Below are 12030 nucleotides of genomic sequence, written 5' to 3'. Positions count from 1 at the left end.
GAACTTTAGAATCAACCGCGTCATCCTGGCATTGGAGATTTTCTGAAGCCGTGACCTCCAGGCGGAAAATTACTAACGCATCTGCGCAAGTGCTGACGGATCAGTCAAGCGACGAAAACGTGGCACTGCTTGGAGCCGGGTCCCCCAGCGTACGGTCAGTTGGGGGACCCGGGGTTGGTACCGGCATAATCGTTGCCCTTCCCGTTCTGTGGTCTGGGCGCCTTGATTTGCCGGAATCTGGTGACGGTTTGTCGTACCCGCCACCTTAAAGCGACAAGACGGGTACCGGCCCCGGAATTTTTTCAACGGCCGCCACCCGCCCCTAGTCAAAGTACAAACGCAGGGCGCCAGCGCCCATCCTCATCCCTCGCTTGCGAGTCCATGAGTGGGCGGCCCAGATACCGAACCTCCAACCCGGCTCCTGTAGCTTCCACGACAACGTCGACAAAAAGCCGTGAAGATGACAGTTTCACTCGGAAGATCCCCAACGTAGTTTGTAGGGCATGGGAAGCAAAAGCGTAATTATCACCGGATCCGGCTCTGGCATCGGCCGGGCCATTGCCCAGGCATTCGTCGAAGCAGACTACGAAGTCTATGCGAGTGACGTTTCAGAGGAACGTTTGGCGGAGACCCGGCAAGAGCTCGGCTCTCCGGACTCACTGCACACACGGGTCGTAGATGTTAGCGACTACCACTCGGTGTCTGCCTTGGTGGACGAGGTTGTCGAGAAGACCGGCAAACTGGACGTCATGGTCAACAGCGCGGGAGTCTTCGACGGGTATGCCGACGTGCTCGAAACGACGCCCGAGTTGTGGGCCAAGATTATCGGAGTCAACCTGACAGGAACGTTCTACGGCTGCCGTGCAGCGGCGCAGGCAATGACGAAGCAGAACTCGGGTCGCATCATTACAATCGGCTCCGTCGCGGGCCAAAGGGGCGCAGCAGACGGCATCTCCTACGTCGCGTCCAAGGCGGGCATAGAGGGGCTGACCCGTCGTCTCGCCATCGATGTTGCTCCACACGGGGTAACCGCCAACGTTGTCGCCCCGGGCGTCATCAAGACAAATCTTCGTGCGACTTCTGAGGAGATCTTGGGTGATCTCGTTTCGACGCAGCAGCGAGGCATCGGGGTGTCGCCTGAAATTATGGACTTCCTCATTCCGGCAAAGCGATCGGGCGAACCCTCAGAGGTGGCGAGCGTAGTGCTGTTCCTCGCGTCCGACGCTGCTGGTTATGTGAACGGGCAAACGATCCAGGTCGACGGCGGCTGGAACGCGACGTAGTCCTGCCGACCGTGTGGCCTGCTAACAACAGGTACCCCACCAACTCCCCCTTCGGGGCAAACATGAACCAACCGGAAACCAGGATGATCTTGGGCTCCGAAGTGAAAGGTGTATAAGTGATCAAGACAGCATTGACGGAAGCCTTGGGCCTCCAATACCCCGTCTGCTCCGCCGGCATGGCGCGTGTGGCGCAGGCCGAACTCGTCACCGCGGTCAGTAACGCTGGCGGCCTGGGATGCCTGGGCGGCGTCAGCTTCATGCCCGATGACCTTCGCGCCGAAATCAAGAAGATCGAAGCTGGAACCGACAAGCCCTATGCAATTAATCTCCTGCTACCGGACTCACTCACCACTGAAGATGAAGCACAGTGGGCGCCAGTGCGCGAACTGTGGCAATCGCTTTCGGGTGCAGACCAAGAAAAGCTTGCAGGTGTGGAGGCGCTTTTGACGCCTGGGGCCGTTGCAGACCAGGTGCAGATTGTCCTGGATGCCGCACCCTCGGCAGTTGTTTTGACGTTCGCTACACCGGACTGGTTCATCAAAGAGTGCAAGGACCGCGGAATCACGGTCTTCTCTCTTGTCGGCTCCGTGGGCAAGGCCCAGGAGGCCAGCGCAGCGGGTGTCGACTTTATTGTCGCTCAAGGAACTGAGGCCGGCGGCCACACCGGATACGCATCCACTATGACCCTTGTCCCTGCCGTTATTGATGTGGTGGATCAGCCAGTCCTGGCCGCCGGCGGGATCGCCGATGGACGCGGCCTGGCCGCCTCCCTGGCTTTGGGCGCGGCGGGGGTCTGGGTGGGAACGCGATTCATTGCCAGCCCCGAAGCATATGGGCACGACAATTTCAAGAACCGAGTGGTGGAAGGATCCTTCAAGGATAGCACTATCACTTACTCGTACAGCGGTAAGCGTATGCGTGCATTCGAGAACAAATGGACCTCGGAATGGGAGTCTTCTGACAAGAAACCCGCAGGATTTCCTGGACAATACGCCGTCGCCGGCACGCGGGTCGAAACCGGATATCAGGATGGCGACATGGACTTCGGAATGATGCCCGTGGGCCAGACCATGCAGCTTGTCCACGAAATCCTGCCCGCTGGGGAGATCGTCAAGAATATGGCAACGGATGCAGAAAAGATTCTGCGTGGACTCGCCGCCGGCAAATAGCAGGCATCGCCAATAAAAAGGCAAAGGGCCCGTTGAGTTAGACGAGTCCGACTCAACGGGCCAGTTGGAATCTTCCAACTATCAAAAGAAAGTGAAAGCGTAAATGAATGAATCGTCGCCGGAGCTAACGGATCGTGTCTCCGCAGCGCTGGAATCCATCGCCGAGCAATACCCCGATAAGACAGCGATTGTCGACGGCGACACCTTCATGAGCTACAAGGATCTCCAGACATCAATTGAGCATCGCTCAGCCGTGCTGCTTTCGGCCGGGCTCAAGCCGGGTTATCGGGTGGCCCTCGTCGCGGAAAGCTCAGCGGACTATCTCTCCACAGCCCTCGCTGTATGGCGAAGTGGCGGCGTATTGGTTACTGTCTATCCTTCTTCGGGTCCAGAGGACCTTGAATATGCCATCGCCACAAGTGACCCGGCGCTGATAGTCATCTCCGAAAGCGTTGATCGTGCGCATATCGCCCCTGCCTCACGAAATGCCCCGATTGTCGATATCGTTGACTTCCACGTAACCGAGGTTCGGCACGACGCTCTACCCAACCCCGAGGGTCTTCGCGAACCCCTTTCCATGATCTGCTTCTCGTCAGGCACCACGAGCCGCCCGAAAGCGATCATGCTTTCTGCTACAGCCATTTATAACTGCGCGGACACCTACGGCGAAGTCTGGCACCTTTCGTCCGAAGACAATGCCATCATCTGCCTGCCGATGGCATGGCTCTATGGGCTTGCCAGCACATCCCTGGCCGTCCTGCTGCGCGGCGGGACAGTGGTGATAGTCCGGAGGGCTCGCCCGGACATGATAGCTCCGGCCATTGAGGAGCATTCGGCCACATTCCTTGCCGGCGTGACGGCGACTTTCGGAAAGCTGGCCCAATACGCTGAAGCCCGGGCCGGGGATCGGCCGGCTTTCCCATCACTTCGACTGTGCATCTCAGGCGGAGAGCCCAGGAACGAAGCAGCGTTCAGCCGCTGGGAAGCCCAGACTGGACTACCCGTCCTGGATGCGTATTGCGCCTCCGAATGCCTCCCACTGGTGACTTACGACCCCATCGCGAACCCAACCCCTAAGCCAGGGTCGGCGGGCAAGCTTGTGCCCCGGTCGAAGCTAAAGGTTCTCGACGCCGACGGAGCGGAAGTTCCACCCGGGCAGGTTGGGGAGGCGTACTCGACTGGACCGGGGCTTATGCTCGGCTACTGGCGTGATGAAGAACAAACGCGGACAGCCATCACTGATGACGGCTGGTACCGCACAAAAGATCTTGTTCGGGTGGATGAGGACGGTTTCGTCTACGTGGTTGGGCGGCTCTCAGACGTCATCATCCGTGGTGGGACAAACATCTCGCCGGCGGAAGTTGAGCGTGTACTTCAGGAGCACGCCTCCGTTGGTGAAGTGGCCGTTGTTGGTCTTCCCGATGACGTCTACGGCCAGCGCGTGGTTGCTGCCGTCGTCCCCAGGGGCATAGAGCCCCTCGACGAAGCCGACCTGAAGGGATTCGCTGCCGCCCGCTTGTCATCATACAAGGTTCCAAGCGAGTTCATCGCCGTCGACTCGCTTCCAGTGAATTCGACAACCGGCAAAGTCAATAGGCGGGACGTGGCGACACTGTTGACAGCTGAAAAGAGCCAGGGCAGGGCTTAGCAGCCGGCTCCTAGGCCGACAAATCACGAGACGGCCACCCTCATACGTGTTGCATCAAGACGAAGTTAGGACATGACGAAATGAAGCTCGACAAGGCCGGTGTGGTTGTTGTAGGCGGCGGAATAGTGGGTGTATCAACTGCCTATTTTCTTGCTTCAAAGGGGCACGATGTTGTGCTTCTCGAACAGCGGGAACTTGGCCACGGCGCTTCCGGGCGAAATCTCGGCTTCCTCCACATGCAGAATCGCCACGGCGACTACGCCGTCGAACTGACCCGCGCAGGGAGGGCCCTGTACGACGACTTTGCAGACATCCTCGGGCCATCCTTCGAATACAGAAGCAACGGTGCCATGACGTTCTTCTACACGGACGATCAGCGGCGAGTCTATAAGGAATTTGTGGAAGCCCGGATCGCAGACGGATTCAAAGCCGAGCTCCTTGACGACCAGGCCGCTCATGAAGCCGCCCCGATATTGCCGCCCGATGTTATTGGAGCCACGTTCAGCCCCGAAGATGGCCAAATTCGTACCCCGAAGTTCGTCCGTGCCTTGGCGCAGGAATGCCGCAGGCTCGGTGTTCGAATTCATGAAAACACGCCGGTCCTCGGACTCCTGCGGAATGGCTCGAAAGTCGTCGGAGTACGAACAGCCGGCGGCAGCGTTTCAGCGGACAACGTCGTTTGGGCGGGTGGTGTGTGGTCTACAATGCTCGAATCAGAGGGCGTAACCGTACCCATCAAGCCGCACAGGCTGGGTGCTGTCCTACTGGCTCCTGTAGAGGAGAAGCTCGATAAAATCCTCAATGGACCGCTTGCTGCGAAGCAATACGCCCACATCCGGAACCTCCCCAGTTACCGGGACGAGTACTTCACCTCCCCTTCAGAGGACCAATCACAGGGCCTCGAACACATGGAATGTGTGGCCAAGACCGAGGACGGGAATCTATTCATTGGCTGCCCAATGGACTACCCCGACCAACTCGACGACAGGATGCCTGCCGCCGGTCTAAAGCTGGCCATCGATTCATTGCTCAAAACCTTCCCGAACTACAGGTCTCTCGGTATTGAACGTGCCTGGGCTGGCCTCGTCCCCGCCACGGCTGACTCCCTCCCGATCGTTGACGAGGTGGAGGAACTTCCCGGGCTGATTCTGGCCACCGGGCACGTCTACGGCAACTTGGCCGGGCCGATCACGGGAAAGCTGGTGGCCGAACTCATCTCAGGCGACCGCCTCAGCCACTCCCTCGACGAACTTTCCCTCTACCGGTCGTCCCTGACCACCCCGGTAGACGGAGTCATCCGCTATTAGCCCCGGGCACCCGCCCTGCCACAAGAGCACCAAAAACTATACGGAAGTGAAAGAAACATTGACTACTCATCTACTCGGCACGACCAATGAGTCAGCCGTGCGCTACCTGGACGAGTTGGAACTTGGACAGCAGTGGAACTCGGCAGGACGGACCGTCACAGAGTTCGATGTCGTAACGTTCGCCACCTGGTCCGGAGACATGCACCCGCTGCACACCAACGAGGAGTACGCCAAAACGACAGAATTTGGCACCCGGCTCTTCCATGGTCCCGGCGCACTTTCAATTGCCTTTGGGCTGGAAATGGCGCTGGGATGGAAGAACGGCTCAGCAATCGCCTTTCTAGGAATTGACAACTGGAACCTCCGTGCCCCGATCCGTATTGGCGACACCATCAGTGTCCGCGAAGAAGTGATTGGCATCAAGCCGTCTGCCAGCAAGCCCGACCGGGGTGTTGTGACCACTCGGGTTCAAATTCTGAACCAGGACGGCGTGATCTGCCAGGAAGGCGACTGGATCGTCCTTCTTTCCCGGCGGCCAGCCTAGGCTGGCCGCTCGAACCAGAACATTCGGCAAGGCGAACTCCCTTGCCTGAAACAGAAAGTTGCTCGTAGTGCCTCTTCATCTACCCGACGGCAAACGCCTCGCCGTTTCTCTAAGCCCCGACTTTGATGCCCAAAGCGTATGGCTAGGCACTTTTCGATCAACGTCCCAGTCCTTGATGTCCCGAGGTGAATTCGGTGCCTTAGTCGGCGCCCCACGACTCCTTGACGTCTTCCGTCGCTACGGAATCACTACGACGTGGTGTGTGCCCACACACACGATGCAAACGTTCCGCAGCTCAGTGGATGCAATTGTCGAATCCGGCCATGAAATCGGCGCTCATGGTGTCTACCACGAATATGTGCCTTCCCTTGATCGAACCGAGGAGGAACGGCTGCTGGAACTTCAAATAGCCCAGCACGAAAAGCTCCTGGGTAAACGTCCTCGGGGATACCGCTCTCCTGCATTGGATGTTACGGACAACACCCTCGATCTCCTTGCGAAATTCGAGTTTGACTGGGATTCGTCTCTCATGGGGAGGGACTTCGAGCCTTACCGGCCCCGGATGGTGGTCGGCATTAGCGAGGAAGAAGGCAACACCTTCGGCCCGGAGAGCAGCGTACTTGAGTTCCCTGTGTCATGGTTCCTCGACGATTTCCCCGAACTCGAATCTTTCAAGGGAAACGCGCTCATGCAGAGCAACGAGACGGTTCTGGCTCGTTGGATCGACAGTTTCAATTTCGCCTATGAGCGATGTGCCGGGGGCGCAATGACGTGGACACTACACCCGCAGACCATTGGACGGGCACACAACCTTATAATGCTCGAAAAGTTCCTCGACCACGTCACTTCATTTGAAGGTGTATGGTTTCCAACGCTCTCCGAGCTCTTCAACTGCTGGCAAGACGACGCTGCGCCAGCGGCGGCATCCTCCCCCGCAGTTTCCAGAACCGTCCTGAATGACCTCGATCCGCTAGATAGGATGAGTCCGTGATCAGAATGCTTCTCATAGGTCCTCCCGGAGCTGGCAAAGGTACGCAAGCAAGCTACATTGCAAAGAGGTTCGGGATCGTCAGCATTTCAACCGGGGACATCTTTCGCGAAAATGTCAAAAATGAAACACGCTTGGGCCAAACGGCTAAATCATATCTGGATGCAGGGCAATTTGTGCCCGATTCGGTGACGAACGCGATGGTTCGTGAGCGCCTGGAACAAAACGACGCGGACAACGGATTTCTGTTGGATGGCTATCCCCGCACTCTAGGTCAGGTTGACTATCTCGACGTGATCCTTGCAACCAAGGGGCGCGAGCTTGACGTCGTACTGCAGCTCACTGCCGATACAGAAGAACTGGTCCAGCGTTTACTCCAGAGAGCTGAACGCGAAAACCGCTCGGACGACACTGCGGAAGTCATAAGAAACAGGATGAAACTGTATTTCGACCAGACAACCGCCGTTACGTCCCGGTACGGCGAACGCGGCATCTTAACGGAGGTGGATGGGCTGGGAAGTATCTCGGACGTATCCAGCAGAGTTTCGACCGCACTGGATCTTACTCTCGGATTGTCATCAAGGCAGACCACCGCAGTAGCGGCTAATGGCAGACTCGAGCCGGCGCCTGTTCTAGTTGCCACGGCACTCCCCTAAGAATTCGTGTCCTAGTCTCCTTGAGAGGCCTCAGCTCCCGGAACGAACCGAGTGGATAGGACGCTTCCGCCGACATCAACCTCTGCGTGACATTCCTGTCGCTGGTCGGGTTGACACGCCGGCAAACCGATGATCCTTCTGCGGCTGTGCCGTGCCCGCGCCAGAGCTTCAGCGAGCAGACATCGCAGGTCCGGTGYCGGCACGGCACAGCCGCGGGCCCCGTGAAGCGCTGGTGGCGACCCTCATCGGATCCACCAGGGCCATCGCCGAGGAAGTCGCTTCGTTCGGTTTCTCGTGGCGGCTGATCCAGCGAAAATTGGACCAGCGATGCTGGGTACTGATCAACACCGCTTCGAAAACGGTCGGCTCTGGCACACGGTTTGCCGGTGGTGAATAGAGATCGAAGTGCTCATCGTTGCCACCATCACCAGGAACCGTGACAAGCCAAAAAAGCCGTTGATGGGCGGGCAATGGGGGCTAAAGTCCCTCCCCACCTGGCAGCCTCCTGCTCAGAATTCGTTTCATCACTTCATCTTCGACTCTCACGCATGTGCAATCGTTACTGGCGTGGTTAGAGATCAAGTGGTGGCCAGCAAGGGATAAGTAGAACTTGGCCGGCAATTAGATTCATCGTGTTTGGAATTAGTTAGAGAAAGTGGGGCCGGGCAGTTGTTGCAAGGAGTGTTTGCTTTCGGGAAATTCGCCGGAACGAACTTCTTGTCCGAAGGTCGTTGCAGCCTGGAGTAGTCTTGATCGAAGATCTGCGTATTGCTTGACAACTTAGCAACTTTCCCACCGCGAATCCCGGCCATATCCTGCCACAGAACCTGTCCGGTGGTCGCTTTGCCAGCGCCGATGCCGATTGTGGGGATATATCGCTGCATCTACCCGTCCCGCGGTATCCGCAGGAACCATTTCCATCAGAACGCAAAAGGCGCCCGCCTCTTCCAAGGCCAGGGCGTCTTCAATCAGCCTTTGGGCGTCGTGGCTGCGGCCCTCCACGCGGTATCCGCCGAGAGCGTGCTCGCTCTGAGGAGTGAGCCCGATGTGAGCGATGACGGGAATTCCTGCCTCTACCATCGCCCTCACTGTTCCGGAGTAAAAGCCTCCGCCTTCGATTTTCACGGCATGGGCCAGCCCCTCTTTGAGGAACCTGATGCCAGTGGCGATGGTTTGCCGGGGCTGATAACCACATAGCGGCCAAACGGTAGGTCGGCGACGACCAGTGCGCGCCTGGCAGCGGGTTACCGCGCGACATAGTGGCAGGAGTTCGTCAACGGTAACGGGCAAACTTGTTTCATTGCCAAACACATTGGAGCTAGCAGTAGGAGGCGCGCAGCATGTGCACAGTTGTCAACCCGAGGGGGCAAATGCCGGAGCCCCAATCGGAAGTGTTAGCAACGATGACTAGTGTTTAGAGATGAACTCCAAGAGCTGAGAGTTGAACTCCACGTATTCGTTCAGATAGGGGTCGTGGCCGCTGTGCTCGAAGACGCTGAGCCGACCATCGGGTACCGTTTCGGCGAACCAACGCATTACGTCAACGTCGTAGAAGGGAGAATGCCTGCCTGCGACCACGAGAGTGGGGACTTTGATTCGTGGCACGACGTCTCGCCAATCTGAGAGAAAATGATCTGCGAAAAGACGGCGTGACTTGTCCCACGCAAAGTCCTTCCAAGATGGCGTAATCGAGTCAAAAAACTGCTGGACATGCTCCGGCAGATCCGGCTCTACGCCATCGTTGTCCCAATTAAGCTTAAAGTCGATGGCATCGAAAACATTCTGTTCGGTGATACCCCGGACACCCAGCTGCCAGTCTGCGGTGTTGACAATTTTTGCAGTTTGCTCAGCGGCGACAAATGCCGATATGCGATCCCATGGGTCAGCCGTAATTGAGAAGTAGGCAAGGCTTGCCGAAACTCCCATGGAGTGCCCCACGAGAACCGTATCGCGGAGGTCGAGGGCCGTGAGAAGCTCTCCAAGGTCCAGGCCTAGCCTGCTCATCCTCTGACCGTGCTCCGGCATGTCCGAGCGGCCGTGGAGCCTATGATCGTAGCGGATCACGCGGTATCCGGCTTCAAGAAGTGCGTCTCTCTGCCATACAAAGTAGGCGCTGTGAGCGGTGCCGCCGGACGCAAAAACGATGGGCCGTCCGTGTCCTTCGTCGTCATACCGAATCGATACTCCGTCCGAGGTTTGGAAGGCGAGATTAGTACCGGTCATTTTCTTTCCTTAAGTTCTGCATATGAATCTTTTTGGGCCTCGAGGCCGCGCGGTTATGACTGGTTTCTGTTGCGGAAGCAGACTGTTAGGGCCCAGTAGCGCGCAGGCGAACTTCTCCAGCGCCGGAACGAACAGCACAACGGGTCACCGTCAGGATCTATAAGCGCTCTTCATAACCACGCCCACGCTCTTAGGATCACCCGCTCCGTGTCTCACCTGGCGGGAGCACGAACTACGCCGGCTCTTTCGACGAATGGCCTCGAGTAGGGCACGACGTCGCTTGCTTCAACGTCCGATGGTTTACGGCTTCGTCCCGTATCGCCGGACGATTTGGGCCGCAGCTGTTGAATCCGTCCCAGCTCAAGGGCCGTCAGAGCTAAGAAAACGGAAGAAACAGCACCCGGTTCCCTCAAATTGATGCCCAGGATTTCTTCAGCTTTAGCTATCCGGTAGCGCAGTGAGTTGTGGTGGATTTCCAGGTAGTCGGCCGCAGCGTTGATGTTCTGAGCATGCTCAAAGTATGTCTGAAGACCCTCTACCAGCAGCTCGCGCCCCTCCAAGGGCTTCAGGAACTCCTGGGCCCATTTGATCATCTTGTCGAAACCGACGTCAGCGAAAAGCCTAGTTRCATAGTTGAAGTCTTCGTACGCCATAAGTTTAGGACCTCGCGAATTACGGCGAAGGGTTCGAACCGCCAACTGCGCGTCCTGGTATGAGTCCAGAATGTCGCCTAAGGCATGCACACTGCGGCCGATTCCAATGAGGGCGCCTGGGAGTTTGGAGCCTTCCGCCACGATCACTCGCCGGAAGGCTTGAACGCTACATTGCGCCGCTATCGTTATTGTCTTGTCCTTGGCGGTCATGAGGTACGCGATGGACTGTGACTCCAGTGCCTTGCCCAACATTTCCGATAGATCCTCAGACGCCGGCAACGAGCGCGATGCGACCGCAGGTCGAATTGGCCGGAAAACAATGGTCCGCAACTCGTCGGCAAAAGACAGGCCGAAAGCCGCTATTCGGGCCGCCAATTCGGGATTGTGAGGCTCGCGGCGCAATGCCAGCGCCTCCTCAAGCACGGCAGTGCGTATGGCTCGTTCTTGTTGTCGGGCGGCCACGGCCATTCGCTGGCTGGCCTCGACCAAGGTTGCGGCTACGTGAGCGGCGGAGGTTGAATGGCTATCCGGAAAATTCGTCCGCCGAGCCGTGATGACGAGCCAACCGAAATGCGAGTCGGCCTCGTCAGGAGCCGAAATTCTGGCTGCCACCCCCCTCCATCCGTCCACGTCCACGTTCTGTGAATCGGCCTCGGTGCGGCCGATCTCTTCAAACAAAAGTGACATGGGTGTGGGCCCGGTGGCATGGACAGTCTTACCGAATCTGTCGATGAGGACTGCGGTGGCATTACATACGTGCGCCAATCGGCTTAGTAGCGCCGGTATCGGTTCAGTTTCTGTCATCGCTTGACTGAGCGCCCTCTGCAAGGAGGCTAATCGGCGGGAAACGGATTCCTCCGGCATTTGCATCGATCGAGAAAATGACATTACGACGCTAGCGACGTTCAGGGCTGGATCAACAGCGATGACGACGTGCTGCTCCCCGACGACCTGGATCCCTTCCGAAAGAGAGGACTCGGACGCCGTAACGAAGATGACGCGTCCGGGCCCATCGAGCCGGTCCGCGACCAAGTCACTAAAGCTTGCGGCACCTGGGCATATCACGACCACATCCACGTCGGTGGGTAAGTCTTCCGGCTTCAGCAAGACAACAGCGCCACGAACTTGCCTGGACTGCTGGGAAGCGTCCCCCGCGACAAGCTTCGCGGCAGGACCCAAGTCCGCTAGAACTGCTCCCAGTGGCAAGGAGGTCGGATCAACTATCATAGGGAACTCTTTCGGGAAGAGACCGGGACGGGCGGTTGGCCTCGCCTACCGCTTTCGCCCAGACTAGACCAGAAATTTAGCCGTCCCCCTGTGAGAATTCTAACGCTATTCGACGAACGTTGGACAAGAAACAATTACACCTGTGCTGGTGGGCTCCTAACGTCGCAGGTAGAGACTCGAACACCATACGGCTGGGCATATGGGGCCTGCTTGCGTTCTCTGGCGTATAGGTCATGTTGCATGGGGCTTGACCTCTGGAAATTCAAGCGTCAAGGACTTCTCACCCTGCTATCGGATTCGTCTATCTGGAAGACTAACGAAGAGGGCCACAG

General features: G+C 57.7%; 11 protein-coding genes. 7 read left to right on the top strand and 4 right to left on the bottom strand.

Going from position 1 to position 12030, the window contains the following annotated elements; genetic code table 11:
• Positions 1–503: 503 nt before the first annotated feature.
• From AB4Y87_RS22015 to AB4Y87_RS21985, 7 genes are all read left to right on the top strand, one after another.
• On the top strand, positions 504–1283 hold the full coding sequence (locus AB4Y87_RS22015) for an SDR family NAD(P)-dependent oxidoreductase (RefSeq protein WP_442006384.1): 780 nt from the start codon (positions 504–506) through the stop codon (positions 1281–1283).
• A 116-nt stretch (positions 1284–1399) separates the two neighbouring features.
• Positions 1400–2452, top strand: a complete 1053-nt coding sequence (locus AB4Y87_RS22010) for an NAD(P)H-dependent flavin oxidoreductase (RefSeq protein WP_442006383.1) — start codon at positions 1400–1402, stop codon at positions 2450–2452.
• Between the two features lie 103 nt (positions 2453–2555).
• Positions 2556–4100 (top strand): class I adenylate-forming enzyme family protein, encoded by a 1545-nt coding sequence (locus tag AB4Y87_RS22005; protein ID WP_442006382.1) that lies wholly within the window; start codon positions 2556–2558, stop codon positions 4098–4100.
• Between the two features lie 80 nt (positions 4101–4180).
• Complete coding sequence (locus tag AB4Y87_RS22000; RefSeq protein WP_442006381.1) at positions 4181–5407, top strand: NAD(P)/FAD-dependent oxidoreductase; 1227 nt, start codon at positions 4181–4183, stop codon at positions 5405–5407.
• A 46-nt stretch (positions 5408–5453) separates the two neighbouring features.
• Positions 5454–5951: a MaoC/PaaZ C-terminal domain-containing protein gene (locus AB4Y87_RS21995; RefSeq protein ID WP_442006380.1), complete on the top strand. Its 498-nt coding sequence runs from the start codon at positions 5454–5456 to the stop codon at positions 5949–5951.
• Between the two features lie 175 nt (positions 5952–6126).
• A complete protein-coding gene (locus AB4Y87_RS21990) occupies positions 6127–6942 on the top strand; it encodes a polysaccharide deacetylase family protein (RefSeq protein ID WP_442006379.1) in 816 nt (271 codons plus the stop codon).
• A 5-nt stretch (positions 6943–6947) separates the two neighbouring features.
• Positions 6948–7595 (top strand): adenylate kinase, encoded by a 648-nt coding sequence (locus AB4Y87_RS21985; protein WP_442006423.1) that lies wholly within the window; start codon positions 6948–6950, stop codon positions 7593–7595.
• Between the two features lie 578 nt (positions 7596–8173).
• Here AB4Y87_RS21985 and AB4Y87_RS21980 read toward each other — a convergent pair.
• From AB4Y87_RS21980 to AB4Y87_RS21965, 4 genes are all read right to left on the bottom strand, one after another.
• Complete coding sequence (locus tag AB4Y87_RS21980) at positions 8174–8479, bottom strand: 3-methyl-2-oxobutanoate hydroxymethyltransferase (RefSeq protein ID WP_442006378.1); 306 nt, start codon at positions 8477–8479, stop codon at positions 8174–8176.
• A complete protein-coding gene (locus tag AB4Y87_RS21975; protein WP_442006377.1) occupies positions 8376–8906 on the bottom strand; it encodes a 3-methyl-2-oxobutanoate hydroxymethyltransferase in 531 nt (176 codons plus the stop codon). Before AB4Y87_RS21975 ends, AB4Y87_RS21980 begins: the two co-directional genes overlap by 104 nt.
• 96 nt (positions 8907–9002) lie before the next feature.
• Positions 9003–9818 carry an alpha/beta fold hydrolase gene (locus AB4Y87_RS21970; protein ID WP_442006376.1) on the bottom strand — a complete coding sequence of 272 codons (816 nt, stop codon included), beginning with the start codon at positions 9816–9818 and terminating at the stop codon, positions 9003–9005.
• Positions 9819–10030: 212 nt separating this feature from the next.
• On the bottom strand, positions 10031–11698 hold the full coding sequence (locus AB4Y87_RS21965; protein ID WP_442006375.1) for a PucR family transcriptional regulator: 1668 nt from the start codon (positions 11696–11698) through the stop codon (positions 10031–10033).
• Between the last annotated feature and the right edge of the window lie 332 nt (positions 11699–12030).

Origin of the sequence: Paenarthrobacter sp. RAF54_2 (assembly GCF_052113945.1) — a bacterium.
In the GTDB taxonomy this organism is placed as follows: Bacteria; Actinomycetota; Actinomycetes; order Actinomycetales; family Micrococcaceae; genus Arthrobacter.
The sequence above is the reverse complement of the archived record's forward strand: the minus strand, read 5'-3'. Positions and strand labels throughout refer to the sequence as shown.